Source organism: Enterobacter cloacae complex sp. S3 (assembly GCF_014930495.1).
In the GTDB taxonomy this organism is placed as follows: Bacteria; Pseudomonadota; Gammaproteobacteria; order Enterobacterales; family Enterobacteriaceae; genus Enterobacter; species Enterobacter asburiae_B.
The window spans coordinates 22,894-39,477 of record NZ_JADBRD010000014.1; the positions used below are offsets into that span (position 1 = coordinate 22,894).

18 protein-coding genes are annotated in these 16,584 nt (G+C 61.3%); 7 read left to right on the plus strand and 11 right to left on the minus strand.

Translation table 11 applies throughout. The features are described 5' to 3' along the window. Positions 1–2: 2 nt before the first annotated feature. Entirely contained in the window at positions 3–548 is a 546-nt protein-coding gene (gene hydN, locus IM317_RS06915) for an electron transport protein HydN (RefSeq protein ID WP_023308960.1), read from the minus strand. Positions 549–682: 134 nt separating this feature from the next. After that, on the minus strand, positions 683–1,696 hold the full coding sequence (locus IM317_RS06920) for a LacI family DNA-binding transcriptional regulator (protein ID WP_033146378.1): 1,014 nt from the start codon (positions 1,694–1,696) through the stop codon (positions 683–685). Positions 1,697–1,910: 214 nt separating this feature from the next. Here IM317_RS06920 and ascF point away from each other — a divergent pair, with 214 nt between their 5' ends. Further along, the gene (gene ascF / locus IM317_RS06925; RefSeq protein WP_032660344.1) at positions 1,911–3,362 is read left to right on the plus strand and encodes a PTS cellobiose/arbutin/salicin transporter subunit IIBC; all 1,452 of its coding nucleotides are present in this window, start codon (positions 1,911–1,913) and stop codon (positions 3,360–3,362) included. Positions 3,363–3,380: 18 nt separating this feature from the next. Further along, a complete protein-coding gene (locus tag IM317_RS06930) occupies positions 3,381–4,805 on the plus strand; it encodes a 6-phospho-beta-glucosidase (RefSeq protein WP_033146379.1) in 1,425 nt (474 codons plus the stop codon). A 108-nt stretch (positions 4,806–4,913) separates the two neighbouring features. Here the strand turns inward: IM317_RS06930 and hycI are convergent, their stop codons facing one another. The 9 genes from hycI to hycA all read right to left on the minus strand — a co-directional run bounded on the left by hycI (position 4,914) and on the right by hycA (position 12,722). After that, positions 4,914–5,399: a hydrogenase maturation peptidase HycI gene (gene hycI, locus IM317_RS06935; RefSeq protein ID WP_033146380.1), complete on the minus strand. Its 486-nt coding sequence runs from the start codon at positions 5,397–5,399 to the stop codon at positions 4,914–4,916. After that, positions 5,392–5,802, minus strand: coding sequence for a formate hydrogenlyase maturation HycH family protein (locus IM317_RS06940; RefSeq protein ID WP_033146381.1), 411 nt, complete (start codon positions 5,800–5,802; stop codon positions 5,392–5,394). The genes hycI and IM317_RS06940 overlap by 8 nt, the downstream gene beginning before the upstream one ends. Beyond that, positions 5,799–6,566, minus strand: coding sequence for an NADH-quinone oxidoreductase subunit B family protein (locus tag IM317_RS06945; protein WP_033146382.1), 768 nt, complete (start codon positions 6,564–6,566; stop codon positions 5,799–5,801). The genes IM317_RS06940 and IM317_RS06945 overlap by 4 nt, the downstream gene beginning before the upstream one ends. Beyond that, positions 6,566–7,108: a formate hydrogenlyase complex iron-sulfur subunit gene (locus tag IM317_RS06950; RefSeq protein ID WP_010434471.1), complete on the minus strand. Its 543-nt coding sequence runs from the start codon at positions 7,106–7,108 to the stop codon at positions 6,566–6,568. Before IM317_RS06950 ends, IM317_RS06945 begins: the two co-directional genes overlap by 1 nt. 9 nt (positions 7,109–7,117) lie before the next feature. Next, positions 7,118–8,827: a formate hydrogenlyase subunit HycE gene (gene hycE, locus IM317_RS06955; protein WP_033146383.1), complete on the minus strand. Its 1,710-nt coding sequence runs from the start codon at positions 8,825–8,827 to the stop codon at positions 7,118–7,120. Between the two features lie 15 nt (positions 8,828–8,842). Then, a complete protein-coding gene (locus IM317_RS06960; protein WP_033146384.1) occupies positions 8,843–9,766 on the minus strand; it encodes a respiratory chain complex I subunit 1 family protein in 924 nt (307 codons plus the stop codon). A 1-nt stretch (position 9,767) separates the two neighbouring features. Continuing rightward, a complete protein-coding gene (hycC, locus tag IM317_RS06965; RefSeq protein WP_033146385.1) occupies positions 9,768–11,582 on the minus strand; it encodes a formate hydrogenlyase subunit 3 in 1,815 nt (604 codons plus the stop codon). Beyond that, positions 11,579–12,187, minus strand: a complete 609-nt coding sequence (locus IM317_RS06970; RefSeq protein WP_023308971.1) for a 4Fe-4S dicluster domain-containing protein — start codon at positions 12,185–12,187, stop codon at positions 11,579–11,581. Before IM317_RS06970 ends, hycC begins: the two co-directional genes overlap by 4 nt. Positions 12,188–12,257: 70 nt before the next feature. After that, positions 12,258–12,722 (minus strand): formate hydrogenlyase regulator HycA, encoded by a 465-nt coding sequence (gene hycA, locus IM317_RS06975; RefSeq protein WP_033146386.1) that lies wholly within the window; start codon positions 12,720–12,722, stop codon positions 12,258–12,260. A gap of 211 nt (positions 12,723–12,933) precedes the next feature. Between hycA and hypA the strand changes: the two genes are divergently transcribed. The 5 genes from hypA to hypE are packed head-to-tail and all read left to right on the plus strand — an operon-like array spanning position 12,934 to position 16,545. Further along, entirely contained in the window at positions 12,934–13,284 is a 351-nt protein-coding gene (hypA, locus tag IM317_RS06980) for a hydrogenase maturation nickel metallochaperone HypA (RefSeq protein ID WP_033146387.1), read from the plus strand. Positions 13,285–13,287: 3 nt separating this feature from the next. After that, complete coding sequence (gene hypB, locus IM317_RS06985) at positions 13,288–14,151, plus strand: hydrogenase nickel incorporation protein HypB (RefSeq protein WP_033146388.1); 864 nt, start codon at positions 13,288–13,290, stop codon at positions 14,149–14,151. Next, positions 14,142–14,414, plus strand: a complete 273-nt coding sequence (locus IM317_RS06990; RefSeq protein ID WP_023308975.1) for a HypC/HybG/HupF family hydrogenase formation chaperone — start codon at positions 14,142–14,144, stop codon at positions 14,412–14,414. The genes hypB and IM317_RS06990 overlap by 10 nt, the downstream gene beginning before the upstream one ends. 2 nt (positions 14,415–14,416) lie before the next feature. Further along, positions 14,417–15,538 (plus strand): hydrogenase formation protein HypD, encoded by a 1,122-nt coding sequence (gene hypD, locus IM317_RS06995; RefSeq protein ID WP_033146389.1) that lies wholly within the window; start codon positions 14,417–14,419, stop codon positions 15,536–15,538. Then, positions 15,535–16,545, plus strand: coding sequence for a hydrogenase expression/formation protein HypE (hypE, locus tag IM317_RS07000; RefSeq protein WP_033146390.1), 1,011 nt, complete (start codon positions 15,535–15,537; stop codon positions 16,543–16,545). Before hypD ends, hypE begins: the two co-directional genes overlap by 4 nt. Positions 16,546–16,584 lie beyond the last annotated feature (39 nt).

Below are 16,584 nucleotides of genomic sequence, written 5' to 3' on the forward strand. Positions count from 1 at the left end.
GTTCAGAACAGCAGCGATGACGACGTGTCGAATGCCGCACGACGGCGCTTTTCGGCGCTCATCTGCTCAAGCTTGTCGCGATCCACGCAGACCAGCGCATGCGTCGGGCAGGCTTCCATGCAGGCCGGACCGGCGTCGCGGTGATAGCAAAGATCGCATTTGTTGGCTTCGGCTTTCTCCGCACGTACGCTCAGACCCATGCCGCTGTTGCGTACCACCGGACGAACAACCACCTCCATCGCGCCGTACGGGCAGGCGACCACGCAGGTTTTGCAGCCAATGCAGCGCTCCTGCATGACGTGCACAAAGCCTTTCTCGCGTTTAATCGCCCCGTTCGGGCAGACGTTCGCGCACGGTGCGTCTTCGCACTGGCGACAGATGGCGGCGGTGGAAATATTCACGCCTTTGATGACGTGGATGCGCGGCAGGAAGGTGTCAGGGGTGAGCGACGCGCAGTCCTGCTCCGCCTGATGGGAAACCACGCACGCCACTTCACAGGTACGGCAACCAATACACTTACTGGCATCGGCCATAATAAAACGGTTCATCTGCTTCTCCAGCATTACAGTTATGCGCGGAGATATTCATAAACCGTGCCAATAATTAACCTGTTGATTTTAGATGAATTTAACAATCACGATGGTGCTGTCATCGTCACTTATGACGATGACAGCTGTCGACATCAGCGGTGCGGGCCGTCAATAACGGAGTCGCGCAGGACAAGCTCGCCGGAGAAGGTTTGCTGATACTTAAACTCACCGCCGTCGAGCATGAAGATCAGGCGGCTGATGGTCTCTTTGATCATCTCCGTCACCGGAATACGCACGCTGGAGAGCGACGGCACGATGTAAGGCGCGATGGCCACGTCGTCGAAACCGATCACCGACACCGCGTCCGGTGCGGCCACGCCGCTGTCGTGGAGCTGCTTCATGGCGCCGATCGCCATGTCGTCATTACTCGCCACCAGCGCCGTAAACCGTTCACCGCGCGCAAGCAGTTCGGCAACCGCCGCCGCGCCGCTGGCGGGGTTCCACTTTCCCTGCGCAATCAGCCCCTCGCGCAGCGGAATACCGTGCTGCGCCAGCGCGTCCTTGTAGCCGGAGAGACGCTCAACCCCGGTGGGGGAATCCAGCGAGCCGGTGATAAACGCGATCTCCCGGTGCCCTTTCGCAATCAGCTGCGACACCGCCTCCTGACTGGAGGCTTTATGATCTGACCAGACGCAGTGGCTGCTGTTTTTCCGCAGGCGGCGGTTGAGCACCATAATCGGCTGCTCGCACTTCTCGACGATCTCATCCATCTCTTCCACGCTCAGGAAGCGCGGATAGATAATCACCGCGTCGCAGCGCATATCGAGCAGGTACTGGATCGCCTCGCGCTCTTCATCCGCGCAGTGCTTGCCGTCCGCGAGGATCAGCTGCCGCCCCTTTTCTTCCGTCATGCGCGCGGCGTGAAACAGCAGTTCGCTAAAGTAGACGCCGTGATAGAGGGTGTTCGTCACCACCAGTCCCAGCGTCTGGGTACGTTTGGTTGCCAGGTTTCGCGCCAGCAAATTCGGGCGATAGCCGCTCTCTTCAATGGCCTGAAACACCCGGTCTTTGGTCTCCTGGCTGACGTAGCCATTTCCCGACAGCACCCGGGACACCGTGGCTTTCGAAACGCCTGCCCGCTTCGCCACTTCAAGCATCGTGGTCATAGTGTTATTCCGTCTGAATCTGATGGAGCGCAGTGTACTGCACTGCAAAAAAATTGTCGCAGCGGTGAAATCACGCTTTCGATACCTCATTGCGATCTGCATCACGAAACGAAAAAATGGTCAAAAAGCGATCTTGTTTCATTCACAGAAACTCATGATGATTATGTGGAACCGGTTTCCTACATGTCTCACAACAATAACAGGATCACATCCGATGGCCAAAAATTACGCTGCGCTGGCGAACGACGTTATCAGCGCGCTGGGCGGCAAAGAGAACATCGTCGCCGTCACCCACTGCATGACGCGGCTGCGTTTCGTACTGAAAGACGAAAGCCTGACCGACGCTGCGCGACTGAAAAGCATCAGCGGCGTGCTCGGCGTGGTGCGCAACGACAACCAGTGCCAGGTCATTATTGGCAATACGGTTTCACAGGCGTACCGCGAAGTGGTGAGCCTGCTGCCCACGGACCTGCAGCCCGCAGTGCCGGAAGGTCCGCAGAAGATGACCTTACGCCGCATTGGCGCCGGGATCCTCGACGCGCTGATCGGCACCATGTCCCCGCTGATCCCGGCGATCATCGGCGGCTCGATGGTCAAGCTGCTGGCGATGATCCTCGAGATGACCGGCGTGCTGCCAAAAGGCGCGCCGACGCTCACTATTCTGACCGTCATCGGCGACGGCGCCTTCTTCTTCCTGCCGCTGATGGTGGCGGCCTCGGCGGCGGTGAAGTTCAAAACCAACATGTCGCTGGCCATCGCCATTGCCGGCGTGCTGGTGCACCCGAGCTTTATCGAGCTGATGGCGAAAGCCGCGCAGGGCGAGCACGTTGAGTTCGCCTTTATTCCGGTGACGGCGGTGAAATACACCTACACCGTCATCCCGGCGCTGGTGATGACCTGGTGCCTGTCGTATATCGAACGCTGGGTGGATCGCATTACCCCGGCGGTGACGAAAAACTTCCTCAAGCCGATGCTGATCGTGCTGATTGCCGCCCCGCTCGCCATCGTGCTGATTGGCCCGCTGGGGATCTGGATCGGTAGCGCCATCTCCGCGCTGGTCTACACCATTCACGGCTACCTGGGCTGGCTCTCCGTCGCCATCATGGGCGCGCTCTGGCCGCTGCTGGTGATGACCGGGATGCACCGCGTGTTTACGCCGACCATCATTCAGACCATTGCCGAAACGGGCAAGGAAGGGATGGTGATGCCGTCGGAAATCGGCGCCAACCTGTCGCTCGGCGGCTCGTCGCTGGCGGTGGCGTGGAAAACCAAAAACCCGGAGCTGCGCCAGACGGCGCTGGCGGCGGCAGCCTCCGCCATTATGGCGGGGATCTCTGAACCGGCCCTGTACGGCGTGGCGGTGCGTCTGAAACGTCCGCTGATTGCGAGCCTGATCAGCGGCTTTATCTGTGGGGCGGTCGCCGGCATGGCCGGTCTTGCCAGCCACTCGATGGCGGCCCCGGGGCTGTTCACCAGCGTGCAGTTCTTTGACCCGGCCAACCCGATGACCATCGTCTGGGTGTTCGGCGTGATGGGGCTGGCAGTGGTGCTGTCCTTTGTTCTGACCCTGCTTTTAGGGTTTGAGGATATCCCGGTCGAAGATGAGGCTGAAAAAGCACGCGCCCTGCAGACCGCACCGGTACAGAACAACGCAGCAAAAGCATAAATTGAAAGCGAGGTAAGAATGTCTGTTTTTCCACAAGGATTTTTATGGGGCGGCGCGCTTGCCGCCAACCAGAGTGAAGGTGCTTACCGTGAAGGCGGCAAAGGATTGACGACGGTCGATATGATCCCCCACGGCGCGAATCGCCTGGCGGTGAAGCTCGGTAAGGAAAAGCGTTTTTCGCTGCGTGACGACGAGTTCTACCCGAGCCACGAAGCGATTGATTTTTACCATCGCTATAAAGAAGACATCGCCCTGATGGCGGAGATGGGCTTTACGGTGTTCCGCACCTCCATTGCCTGGAGCCGCCTCTACCCGAACGGCGACGAACCGCTGCCGAACAAAGAAGGCGTTGCCTTCTATCGCGCGGTGTTCGAGGAGTGCAAAAAGTACAACATCGAGCCGCTGGTGACGCTCTGCCACTTCGACGTGCCGATGCACCTGGTGACGGAGTACGGCTCCTGGCGCAACCGTAAGATGGTCGATTTCTTCGCCCGCTACGCCCGCACCTGCTTCGAAGAGTTTAACGGGCTGGTGAAATACTGGCTGACCTTCAACGAAATCAACATCATGCTGCACAGCCCGTTCTCCGGCGCGGGGCTGGTGTTTGAGGAAGGCGAAAACGAAGACCAGGTGAAATACCAGGCCGCGCACCACGAGCTGGTGGCAAGCGCGCTGGCGACCAAAATCGCCCACGAGGTGAACCCGGAAAACCAGGTGGGCTGCATGCTGGCGGGCGGAAATTTCTATCCGTACTCCTGCAAGCCGGAAGACGTGTGGATGGCGCTGGAGAAAGACCGCGAGAACCTGTTCTTTATCGACGTGCAGGCGCGCGGCAGCTACCCGGCCTACTCCGCACGCGTGTTCCGCGAGAAAGGCGTGGTGATAGTGAAAGATCCGGGCGACGACGAGCTGTTAAAAAACACCGTCGACTTTGTCTCGTTCAGCTATTACGCCTCGCGCTGCGCGTCGGCGGATATGAACGCGGGCAACACCAGCGCGGCGAACATCGTGAAGTCCCTGCGTAACCCGCATATTCAGGTGAGCGAATGGGGCTGGGGCATCGACCCGCTCGGCCTGCGCATCACCATGAACATGATGTACGACCGCTACCAGAAGCCGCTGTTCCTGGTGGAAAACGGCCTCGGGGCGAAAGACGTTATTGATGAAAACGGCGAGATCAACGACGACTACCGCATCAGCTACCTGCGCGAGCACATCCGCGCGATGGGCGACGCGATTGAGGACGGCGTGCCGCTGATGGGCTACACCACCTGGGGCTGCATCGACCTGGTGGCCGCCTCAACGGGCGAGATGAGCAAGCGCTACGGTTTTGTGTACGTTGACCGCGACGACGCCGGAAACGGCACGCTGGACAGAAAACGCAAGAAATCGTTCTGGTGGTATAAGAAGGTGATTGCGAGTAACGGGGGGGATCTGGAGTAGCCTGTCCTTACCCCTCACCCTAACCCTCTCCCCATAGGGGAGAGGGAACCGTTTGGTGCGGTTTTCACCCTCTTTACTCCGGGAATAAAGGACTGCTCGGCGCGGTTTTCACCCTCTCCCCTCTGGGGAGAGGGCCGGGGTGAGGGGTTCAAACCCTCCATCCCCAACCCACTCCGCAAGCCGTGAATAGACCCGTTCCACCGCCTCCTTCACCGGCGGCGTCATCGGGTAATAAAATCCAACGATGTCCGGCTGAATCCCCAAAAACAGCACCTTGCCCACGTCGTCTTTAATCTGATCGACCAGGTAGTTCAGCGGCATATTGTGGGTGGTCATCATAAACATCTCGGCGATGTCGTCCGGGTCAATCAGGCGGATCTCGCCGGGGTTGAGCCCCATATCGGTGGCATCGACGATTAACAGCCTCTCCGGGCGCAGCTCGCGGATGGCGACCACGTCGTTTTCCGGCGCGCTGCCGCCGTCAATCACCACCCAATTGCCCTGCGGATTCGCGGCGCACATCTCTGCCAGCAGCGGGCCCGCGCCGTCGTCGCCCATCATGCTGTTGCCGACACACAGTAAAACGTCAGTCACGTAATCTCCTCACCATCAGGTAGATGGCGCTCTCCTGGTGAATATCGTGCAGCATGCCGAGCAGCGTTTTGCTCCACGACTGCTGCTCGGGGGTTTGCCTGGCGAGCGCCGCGTCAAAGGCGTTGGCGAGCATCGCAATGTGGTTGGCGTCGATGACGATCTCGCCATACTTCGGCACGCCCTCCATCTTGCGCCGCGCCGTGCTGCCCTCCTCCAGCGTGGCGATCCACGCCAGGTACTCGGGCCACGGGCAGCTCAGCGCCGCCTCCAGGCAGTCAATCACCCCGAGGTGATGCCCAATCGCCAGGCTGTAATAGACCACCTGCTGCGCCGCATCCGGCGTGGCATCGTTCTCATCAATAAACTTACGGCTCAGCTGGCTGAACACCACCGTTTCACTCATCGGATACGCGCCTCATCCACGATGCTGTTCAGGTTTGCCACGATCTCATTGAGACGCGGATCGTTTTCCGCCTCCAGCCAGCGCGCCACCTGATGGTCGCCCTGGCTCAGCAGGCGCAGATAATCATCGGCAATCTGGCGGCCATAGCGGTAGCCCGCCAGCCTGCGCGCCGTGCGGTCAATCTTCACCCGCAGCGGCTGGACCATGTCCGGGTGCAGGATGGCCGCAGGCCGGTTGTCCAGCTCGCCCGGCTCGCGCGCGTGGATTTTCTGCTCCAGCAGGCCGAGCGCCATGGCAAAGCCGTACAGCGTCGCGGCGGGCGTTGGCGGGCAGCCCGGAATGTAGACGTCCACCGGCACGATTTTGTCGGTCCCGCCCCAGACGCAGTAGAGGTCGTGGAAGATGCCGCCGCTGTTGCCGCAGGCCCCGTACGAGATGCAGATTTTAGGGTCCGGCGCGGACTGCCAGGCGCGCAGCGCCGGCGAGCGCATGGCGCGGGTGACGGCTCCGGTAAACAGCAGGATGTCCGCATGACGCGGGGACGGCACCACTTTGATGCCGAAGCGCTCGGCGTCAAACAGCGGCGACAGCGTAGCGAAGATCTCAATCTCGCAGCCGTTGCAGCCGCCGCAGTCCACGCGGTAGACGTAGGCCGAGCGTTTGATTTTTTTCAGCAGCGACGCCTTCATGCTGGCGATGGACTCCTCCACCGTCATCGGCACCGGAATGCCGTTAGCGTCGCGCGGGCCCAGTAGGTTTTCCATCAGCTGGCCTCTCTCATATGGCGGGTGATATCAATGCGGTCGGACGGCAGGAGACACTTCTGACGCTTGCACTCCGGGCAGGTTTCAAAGCTTTCGCGGTGGTGCTCCGCGCGGGCGTCACCGTTGTGCTGCAGCAGAGCGATGGCGTAGTCGATCTCTTTTTGCACGGCGAACGGGCGCCTGCAGACGCGACAGCTGCACAGGTCAAAGCGCGACTGCTGCAGAAAATCCTCTTTCTTCCACACCGCCAGCTCAAATTCCTGCGACAGGCGAATGGCGACCGTCGGGCAGACCTCCTCGCAGCGGCCGCAGAAGATGCAGCGCCCGAGGTTAAACTGCCAGGCCAGCTCGCCGGTTTTGAGATCCGTTTCCACCGTTAAGGCATTCGACGGACAGGCGTTGACGCAGGCCGCGCAGCCGATGCACTGCTGCGGGTTGTGCTCCGGCTTGCCGCGAAAATTTTTATCCACCGGCATCGGCTCCAGCGGATAGCGGCTGGTCTGAGTGCCGGTTTTGATTACTTTTTTGATAAAGGTAAACATGGCGAGTCCTTATTTCAGCGGCGAGTTTTTACGCTCGATGCTGTAGCGCTCAAGCTCTTTGTACGGCACCACCAGGCTTTTCTTCTTGCGCACGTCCACCACGGTCATGCGGTCGGTGCACGAGTAGCACGGGTCGAGGCTGCCGATGATCAGCGGCGCGTCGGAAACCGTGTTGCCGCGCAGCATATAGCGCAGGGTTGGCCAGTTGGCGTAGGTGGCCGCGCGGCAGCGCCAGCGGTAAAGCTTCTGGTTGTCGCCGGTCATGCTCCAGTGGATGTCGTCCCCGCGCGGCGCTTCGGCAAAGCCGAGGGCAAAACGGTTCGGAATGTAGGTGAAGCCTTCCACCATCAGCGGGCCGCCCGGCAGGTTATCGAGGCCGTAGTCGATCATGTTCAGGGCGGTGAACACCTCGTTGATGCGCACCTTGAGGCGCGAGATGACGTCGCAGCCCTGCTCGCTGTGCACGGTCATCGGCAGCAGGCCGTAGCCGACGAACGGGTGATCGGCACGCGTGTCGCGGGCGTGGCCGCTGGCGCGCACCATCGGGCCGACGTTGCTGAAGTCGCGGGCGATCTCCGGGTCAAGGCGGCCGATGCCGACGGTGCGCTGCTCGATGTTTGGCGTGCTGAGCAGCATGTCCACCAGCTCCTGCACGTCGCGGCGCATCTGCTGCGCCAGCTGGCGGGTCTGGATCATGTCGTCCTTCAGCAGGTCGCGGCGGATCCCGCCGATCAGGTTCAGGCCGTAGGTTTTACGCGCCCCGGTGAGGATCTCCGCCATCTTCATTGACGCTTCACGCACGCGGAAGAACTGCATAAACCCGGAGTCAAAACCGACGAAGTGGCAGGCCAGGCCGAGGTTCAGCAGGTGCGAGTGCAGACGCTCCACCTCCAGCAGAATGGCGCGGATCATCTGCGCGCGCTCCGGCACCACGATCCCCATGCCGTTCTCCACCGAGGTGGTGTAGGCGGTGCTGTGGGCGAAGCCGCAGATACCGCACACGCGGTCAGAGAGGAACGTCACTTCGTTGTAGCCCATGCGGGTTTCCGCCAGCTTTTCCATGCCGCGGTGGACGTAGAACAGGCGGTAGTCGGCGTCGATGATGTTTTCGCCGTCGACGAACAGGCGGAAGTGGCCCGGTTCGTCGGAGGTAACGTGCAGCGGGCCGATCGGCACCACGTTGTTCTTCTTGCTGCCCAGCTCGTTGATAAACTCGTAGGTTTCGCTGTCGGTGGTCGGCGCCGGGCGCTGGCGGTAGTCCATGCTGTCTTTGCGCAGCGGATAGAGTTCGTCCGGCCAGTCGTCCGGCAGCACCAGGCGGCGCTCGTCCGGCAGGCCGACCGGCACCAGGCCGTACATGTCGCGCACTTCGCGCTCGCCCCAGACGGCGGCGGGCACGCGCGGCGTGACGGACGGGTATTCCGGCTTAGCCGGGTCGACTTCGACGCGCACGGTGAGCCAGCACTTTTCGCCCTGCTCCATCGACATCACGTAGTACACCGCATAGTTGCCGCACAGCTGGCGCTCGTCGTTGCCGAACAGCACCGACAGCCAACCGCCCTGCTGGTAGTACAGAAACTCCACCACTTCCGGCAGATAGTTCACCTTAATGGTGACGGTTACCTGGTCTTTGGTTTGCCAGGACTCCTCCAGCACCACGCCGGGGAAAGCCTGATGCAACGCGGCGAGATACTGCTGACCTTTCTTTTCTTCAGACATAAATACTCTCTTTAATCACGCCACCAGCAAGGAGACGAACGCTAAAAATGCAAAACCAAAACCGGCCCAGGTGATGCGCGACGTTTCCACAAAACGCAGGCGCGCCATGCTGTTTTCAAACAGGGCAATCACCAGCACGCCTACCAGCAGCTTGAGGGCGGCAACCACGACGGCCAGCACCAGACCGCCTGCGGAGAAGTGCGTCATCTGCCCCCACGGGAAGAAGACGCCGACAAACATCTGCAGCACCACCAGCTGTTTGAGGCTGATGCCCCACTTCAGCACCGCGAATCCATAGCCGCTGTACTCGGTAAGCGGCCCCTCCTGCAGCTCCTGCTCGGCTTCCGCGAGGTCGAACGGCAGTTTGCCCATCTCAATAAACGTGGCGAACGCGCAGGCGCACAGCGCCAGCACCAGCGGGATCGAGCGCGCCACCGGCCAGTGGTAAACGGTGTGGGTGATAAAGCTGATGTGGGTGGAGCCCGCGACCTGCGCGGCGACCCACAGCCCCAGCAGCAGGATCGGCTCCACCAGCACGCCGAGCATTGCCTCGCGGCTGGCACCGATGCCGGTAAACGGGCTCCCGGTGTCCAGGCCCGCAATCGCAAAGAAGAAGCGGGCGATGGCAAAGAGGTAGATAAGCGTAATCAGATCGCCAAGCACGGGCAGCGGCGACGTCACCGTCACCACCGGCAGCGCGGTGGCGATGGTCAGCATGACGCCCACCATCACAAACGGCGTCAGGCGGAAGACCCAGCCTGCGGCATCCGGCGCGACGCTCTGACGGGAGAGCAGTTTAAAGAGATCGCGATACTCCTGAAGCACCCCAGGCCCGCGACGGTTATGCATTCGGGCGCGCGCCACGCGCGTGATGCCCGACAGCAGCGGCGCAGCGGCGAACAGCACCAGCGCCTGAAGAATTGCCAGTAACAGACTCATGTCAGGCTCCTCGTGAAATCACAATGACCACCAGCACCGCCAGCTCGATGACCGCCAGACGGCGGAACAGCGCGGGTGCGGCGGCGCTCTGCCAGCCGGGTACCCAGCCTACCGGGTTCAGCCAGTGGCGCAGCTTCAGCACGGCGGCGAAGTTCTCCTTCACCGGCATGGCAAAACCGTGGGCGGTGACAACCATCGACTGTTCGTGTTCGTAGCCGCAGGCCCACGCCGCACCGCGCGAGCGGGAGGCGAGCCGGTCGCGTTTGAAGAACAGCATCAGGACGAGCGGCAGCAGCGGTGCGCCAATCAGCAGCAGCGCGATCATGGGCTGAGAGACGGTGGTATTCGCCACGGTCAGCGGCAGCGGAATGGCGTTGCCCAGCAGCGGCAGCAGCCACGGCGCGGCGACGCCCCCCGCGATACAGCACAGCGCCAGCGCGACCACGCTGATGCCCATCAACAAGGGTGCGCAGCAGGCGTTTTCCGCTTCGCGGGTGCGCGCCGCGCCGAGGAAGGTCACGCCGTAGACTTTCGCCATGCACATCACCGCCAGCGCCCCGGTAATCGCCAGCCCGACCGCCAGCAGCGGGCCGAGCAGGCGTGCGATAAAGACATCGCTCTGGCCGAGCGCGAAGAAGGACTGATAGATCACCCACTCCCCGGCAAAGCCGTTCAGCGGCGGCAGCGCGGCCATTGCCATCAGCCCGACCAGCATCGCCAGCGAAATCACCGGCATCTTTTTGCCAATCCCGCCCAGCTTTTCGATATCCCGATGACCGGTGCGGAACCAGACGCTGCCCGCGCCGAGGAACAGGGTGCTTTTAAACAGGCTGTGGTTGACGAGGTGATAAAGACCGCCGATAAACCCGGCGGCAATCAGCGCCGGATGATTGAGCGCTAGCCCGGTCACTCCCGCGCCAATGCCGAGCAGGATGATGCCGATATTTTCCAGGGTGTGGTACGCCAGCAGGCGCTGGATATTGTGCTCCATCAGCGCGTACAGGCCGCCGACGAACGCGGTAATCATTCCGGCGACCAGCAGCACGACGCCCCACCACAGCGGCGGCTGTCCGCCGGTCAGCGTAATCGCCAGAATCCCGAACAGACCCACTTTCATCACCACCGCAGAAAACAGCGCGGCGGCGGGCGCGGAGGCATTCGCATGCGCCTGCGGCACCCAGCCGTGCAGCGGGATGATGCCAGCGAGCAGGCCAAAGCCGAGCACGCCCAGCAGCCAGACGTCGTTCCCCAGCGGATGGCCGTTGAGCGCAGCGAAGTCCAGCGTGCCGAAGCGGTGCCACACCAGCCAGCAGGCCAGCGTCAGCAGCAGCGTCCCGAGGCGTCCCAGCGCAAACCACAGCTTGCCGGAGGTGCTGCAGCCGGTCAGGAACACGCCGCACAGCGCCATGATTTCCGCCATCACCACCAGCGCGCCGAGGTTGCTGGCAATAACGGTGCAGACCGCCGCCGCCATCAGCAGGTTAACCAGCAGGCCGTTAGCCCTGGCGTGCGGATGGCGGTGCCAGTCGATATTGAACAGGCTGATAAACAGCCCGCACAGGCCAAACGTCACCAGCCAGATGGCGTTCAGCGGCGTGATCGCAACCGAGTGGCGAATCAGCGGCATCACGGCCTCTGAGGACTGGCCGCCGAGCAGGACATCGCCGCCTGCCGCCAGCGTCATCAGGCTAGCAACCGCCCCGCCGATCCCGGCGATCGCGCCGCTCAGAGTTTTATGGAATGAGAAGATCAGCGCCAGAACAGCGGCGGCAGCAAAACAGGCTACCGCGCTGGTAATCATCATCGCCGCGTTCATTTCGCCCCCTCGTTAAGCGCCTGTAGCAGAGAAAGGTCGCCAAAATCACTGTTGATGGTCAGCTCGCGTTTACGCTTGCTGGTACGGGCGATGTCGCGAATGTTAACCAGAATCAACGCCTTAGTCGGGCAGGTTCGCACGCAGGCCGGGCCCTGCTCATCGAAGCTGCACAGGTCGCATTTCACCGCAACGGCACGGATGCCGGGCACCCAGTCCAGCAGCGTACTTACGCGTGCCGGAGCCGGTGGCGCGGGCGGGGCTTTTGGCGAGTTGGCGTTCGCCGGAATATGCAGCGGACGGCTGCCGGAAAATTCAATCGCGCCGAACGGGCAGGCAATGCCGCACAGCTTGCAGCTTACGCACAGGCTTTCGTTCAGCTGGACAGCGCCATCAACGCGGGTGATGGCATTCACAGGGCAGACGCCCGCGCAGGGGGCGTCTTCACAGTGATGGCAGAGCTGCGGGGCAGACTCTTTTTCATTACGCATGACGTGCAGGCGCGGCATGGACTGCAGCCCATGCAGGCGATGCGTTTCCGAGCACGCCGCCTCACAGGTTCGACAGCCAATACAGACCGTCGAGTCAGCAATTACAAAACGGTTCACCGGGTTATCCTCTGGTGATAGTCATTTTTGACGAAAAACTGTCTTGTCGACACTTCTCGACACGCAGGAGTCAGGCCACATTCGCTGAGGTATTTCCATCCATCAGCTGCTTCAGGTTGACCGGAAGATCGTGTTCAACGGCGGCGTACAGGCCGTTATAGACCGGCGCGATTTTTTCCAGATAGTGCTCCAGCACCTGCTGGCGATCGCGGTTGCTGACGTGGCCGTCCACCATGCCATCGGCCATCAGCTGCGCCTTCGCAATACACTGTTTTTCGCCGTCTTTTGTCTCGAGGTGGTACTCAATGGTGTGGCTGTTGAAGTTATCCGCCAGGGTAACGTTAATGGTGAAATGGCCGAACAGGACAAAGCGCATATCGCCCTGCGCCGCGCAGCTCATCGCGTGGTGAAGACGCGCTTTCGAGAGGGTGATGCCCTGAACCAGAGAGTTGCAGTAGAGGTGCCACTGGTCCTGCAGCTGCTGATGACGCTGCGCGATGTAATCCGCTTTTTCGCTGATTTCCCAAATAGTCATAGAAGGTATCCGTTTAATGGAGATAGCGGCTGTTAAGCAGATTCCATGCCAGTTTTTATCTTTATGATTTTAAATGGTTTTAATTGCAAAACCGCTGTCAACGCCGCGGTGTCGACGTGTCATTTCGACAGCGTTGACATCGTCACGCCTTAACAAAAATCAAGCTGGCACCGTTATTGCATTCAATGGCGCAATTCATTGAGGAGGCGTCATGCACGAAATCACCCTCTGCCAGCGGACCCTGGAGCTTATCGAACAGCAGGCAGTGCAAAACCACGCGAAGCGCGTCACCGGCGTCTGGCTGAAGGTCGGGGCATTTTCCTGCGTCGAGACCAGCGCCCTGAATTTCTGTTTTGAGCTGGTGTGTCGCGGCACGCTGGCGGAAGGCTGCGAGCTCCATATTGAAGAGCAGCAGGCGGAGTGCTGGTGCGAGCAGTGCCGGCAGTACGTCACCCTGCTGTCATCAAAGGTTCAGCGCTGTCCGCAGTGTCAGAGCACCGGTCTTCGCATCGTGGCGGACGACGGCATGCAGATCCAACGCCTCGAAATCGAGAAGGAGTAAAGTATGTGTAGCACCTGCGGTTGCGCCGAAGGCAACCTGTATATAGAAGGGGATGAACACCGTCCCCATTCCGCGTTTCGCTCCGCGCCCTTTTCGCCAGCCCCGCGGCCAGCTGCGGCTTTAACCGGTATCACCTTCTCCCCGCAACGCTCCGCTGCGGGTGATCTGCACTACGGCCACGGCGAAGCGGGTACCCACGCGCCGGGCATCAGCCAGCGCCAGATGCTGGAGGTGGAAATCAACGTGCTGGACAAAAATAACCAGATCGCCGCCCGCAACCGCGCGCGCTTTGCCACCCGCAAACAGCTGGTGCTGAACCTGGTCTCCAGCCCCGGCTCCGGCAAAACCACGCTGTTAACGGAAACGCTCAAGCGCCTGAACGGGCGCGTCTCCTGCGCGGTGATTGAAGGCGACCAGCAAACCGTTAACGACGCGGCGCGCATTCGCGAAACCGGCACCCCGGCGATTCAGGTCAATACCGGCAAAGGCTGCCACCTGGATGCGCAGATGATTGCCGACGCCGCCCCGCGTCTGCCGCTGGCGCATAACGGCATTCTGTTTATTGAAAACGTCGGCAATCTGGTCTGCCCGGCAAGCTTCGATCTGGGCGAACGCCACAAGGTGGCGGTGCTTTCGGTGACCGAAGGCGAAGACAAGCCGCTGAAGTACCCGCATATGTTTGCCGCCGCGTCCATCATGCTGCTGAACAAGGTCGACCTGCTGCCGTACCTGAACTTCGACGTGGATAAGTGCCTGTCCTGCGCCCGGGAAGTGAATCCGGAGATTGAGATCCTGCTGGTCTCCGCCACGCGCGGCGACGGCATGGACGCCTGGCTGAACTGGCTGGAGAGTGAACGATGTGCATAGGCGTACCGGGACAAATCCATTCCATTGACGGGAACCAGGCCAAAGTGGAGGTCTGCGGCATCCTGCGCGACGTGGACCTGACGCTGGTGGGCAGCAGCGATGAAACGGGCGCATCGCGTCTCGGCCAGTGGGTGCTCGTCCACGTGGGGTTTGCCATGAGCGTGATTAACGAAGCGGAAGCCCGCGACACGCTGGATGCCCTGCAAAACATGTTCGACGTGGAGCCTGACGTGGGCGCGCTGCTGTACGGCGAGGAGCGTTAGCCATGCGTTACGTTGATGAATACCGCGCGCCCGAGCAGGTGCTGCAGCTTATCGGGCACCTGAAAACGCGCGCGGCGCTGCTGGACTACACCAAAGAGAGACCGCTGCGGATCATGGAGGTGTGCGGCGGACACACGCACGCCATCTTCAAATTTGGCCTCGACCAGCTGCTGCCGGAGAATATCGAGTTTATCCACGGCCCCGGCTGCCCGGTGTGCGTGCTGCCGATGGGGCGCATCGACAGCTGTATTGAAATTGCCAGCCAGCCCGACGTCATTTTCTGCACCTTTGGCGACGCGATGCGCGTGCCGGGGAAAAACGGCTCGCTGCTGCAGGCGAAAGCGCGCGGGGCCGACATCCGGATCGTCTATTCGCCGATGGATGCCCTGACGCTGGCGGAGGACAACCCCGCGCGCAAGGTGGTGTTTTTTGGCCTGGGGTTTGAAACCACCATGCCCGCCACCGCCATCACGCTGCAGCAGGCGAAAGCGCGCGGCGTCGGGAATTTTTTCTTCTTCTGCCAGCACATTACGCTCATTCCCACGCTGCGCAGCCTGCTGGAAGAGCCGGGAAACGGCATTGACGCCTTTCTGGCACCGGGGCATGTCAGCATGGTAATTGGCACAGACGCCTACGGTTTTATCGCTGAACAGTACAATCGTCCGTTAGTGGTCGCTGGTTTCGAACCACTTGATCTACTGCAAGGTGTCACCATGCTGGTTGAGCAGAAAATAGCGGCCCTGAGTACCGTGGAAAACCAGTACCGCCGCGTGGTACCGGATGCGGGAAATGAGCGGGCGCAGCAGGCGATAGCCGATGTGTTCAGCGTTGAGGGCGACAGCGAATGGCGTGGTCTGGGGCTGATTGCCGAATCCGGCGTGCGCCTGACGTCAGCCTATCGCGCATTCGACGCCGAAGCGCATTTCCGCCCGCAGCCGCAGCAGGTGTGCGACGATCCCCGGGCCCGCTGCGGCGAAGTCCTCACCGGTAAATGCAAACCTCATCAGTGCCCGTTATTTGGCAATACCTGTAACCCGCAAACGGCGTTTGGCGCGCTGATGGTCTCCTCCGAAGGGGCGTGTGCCGCGTGGTATCAGTATCGCAATCAGGAGAGTGAAGCATGAATACGGTTGAAATGGCGCACGGCAGCGGCGGACAGGCGATGCAGCAGCTGATTAACCGGCTGTTTATGGAAGCCTTCAACAACCCCTGGCTCGCCGAACAGGAAGACCAGGCGCGCATTGACCTCGCCACCCTCACCGCGCAGGGCGACAGGCTGGCCTTCTCCACCGACAGTTACGTGATTGACCCGCTGTTCTTCCCCGGCGGCGATATCGGCAAGCTCGCCGTCTGCGGCACGGCCAACGACGTGGCGGTCAGCGGCGCCATTCCGCGCTACCTCTCCTGCGGATTCATCCTCGAAGAGGGGTTACCGATGGAGACGCTCACGGCAGTGGTCAACAGCATGGCGCAGACCGCGCGCGAGGCGGGGATAGCTATCGTCACCGGCGATACCAAAGTGGTGCAGCGCGGCGCGGCCGACAAGCTGTTTATCAACACCGCCGGCATGGGGGCGATCCCCGCCGATATTCACTGGGCGGCACAGCATCTTAGCGTGGGCGACGTGCTGATCGTGACCGGAACGCTGGGCTGCCACGGGGCGACCATCCTTAACCTGCGCGAAGGTCTGGGGCTGGACGGGGAACTGCGCAGCGACTGCGCGGTGCTCACCCCGCTGATCCAGACGCTGCGCGGTATTCCCGGCGTGAAAGCCCTGCGGGACGCGACGCGAGGCGGCGTGAACGCCGTGGTCCACGAATTTGCAGCAAGCTGCGGGTACGGGATTGAACTCACCGAGCGCAGCCTGCCCGTGAAGCCTGCCGTTCGCGGCCTTTGCGAACTGCTGGGCCTTGACCCGCTTAACTTCGCCAACGAAGGCAAACTGGTGATTGGCGTTGAACGCGCGTCAGCGGAAGCGGTTCTTGAACAGCTGCGGGCTCATCCGTCAGGAAAAGAGGCGGCGATGATTGGTGAAGTGGTTGAGCGCAAAGGGGTGCGCCTGGCCGGGCTGTATGGCGTTAAACGGACGCTGGATCTGCCGCATGCGGAACCCTTACCCCGTATTTGCTAGAACCGCGCCAAAAGCGGTCAGCACTGAATGTCTCTTTTT

What these genes read in the sequence shown, in the direction of transcription:
- IM317_RS06950 (WP_010434471.1), bottom strand. Translation starts at nt 7,108, where the DNA reads ATGTTTACCTTTATCAAAAAAGTAATCAAAACCGGCACTCAGACCAGC.
- IM317_RS06945 (WP_033146382.1), bottom strand. Translation starts at nt 6,566, where the DNA reads ATGGAAAACCTACTGGGCCCGCGCGACGCTAACGGCATTCCGGTGCCG.
- IM317_RS06940 (WP_033146381.1), bottom strand. Translation starts at nt 5,802, where the DNA reads ATGAGTGAAACGGTGGTGTTCAGCCAGCTGAGCCGTAAGTTTATTGAT.
- IM317_RS06990 (WP_023308975.1), top strand. Translation starts at nt 14,142, where the DNA reads ATGTGCATAGGCGTACCGGGACAAATCCATTCCATTGACGGGAACCAG.
- IM317_RS06930 (WP_033146379.1), top strand. Translation starts at nt 3,381, where the DNA reads ATGTCTGTTTTTCCACAAGGATTTTTATGGGGCGGCGCGCTTGCCGCC.
- hydN (WP_023308960.1), bottom strand. Translation starts at nt 548, where the DNA reads ATGAACCGTTTTATTATGGCCGATGCCAGTAAGTGTATTGGTTGCCGT.
- hypA (WP_033146387.1), top strand. Translation starts at nt 12,934, where the DNA reads ATGCACGAAATCACCCTCTGCCAGCGGACCCTGGAGCTTATCGAACAG.
- IM317_RS06960 (WP_033146384.1), bottom strand. Translation starts at nt 9,766, where the DNA reads ATGAGTCTGTTACTGGCAATTCTTCAGGCGCTGGTGCTGTTCGCCGCT.
- hycE (WP_033146383.1), bottom strand. Translation starts at nt 8,827, where the DNA reads ATGTCTGAAGAAAAGAAAGGTCAGCAGTATCTCGCCGCGTTGCATCAG.
- hypD (WP_033146389.1), top strand. Translation starts at nt 14,417, where the DNA reads ATGCGTTACGTTGATGAATACCGCGCGCCCGAGCAGGTGCTGCAGCTT.
- hypE (WP_033146390.1), top strand. Translation starts at nt 15,535, where the DNA reads ATGAATACGGTTGAAATGGCGCACGGCAGCGGCGGACAGGCGATGCAG.
- hypB (WP_033146388.1), top strand. Translation starts at nt 13,288, where the DNA reads ATGTGTAGCACCTGCGGTTGCGCCGAAGGCAACCTGTATATAGAAGGG.
- ascF (WP_032660344.1), top strand. Translation starts at nt 1,911, where the DNA reads ATGGCCAAAAATTACGCTGCGCTGGCGAACGACGTTATCAGCGCGCTG.
- IM317_RS06920 (WP_033146378.1), bottom strand. Translation starts at nt 1,696, where the DNA reads ATGACCACGATGCTTGAAGTGGCGAAGCGGGCAGGCGTTTCGAAAGCC.
- hycC (WP_033146385.1), bottom strand. Translation starts at nt 11,582, where the DNA reads ATGAACGCGGCGATGATGATTACCAGCGCGGTAGCCTGTTTTGCTGCC.
- hycA (WP_033146386.1), bottom strand. Translation starts at nt 12,722, where the DNA reads ATGACTATTTGGGAAATCAGCGAAAAAGCGGATTACATCGCGCAGCGT.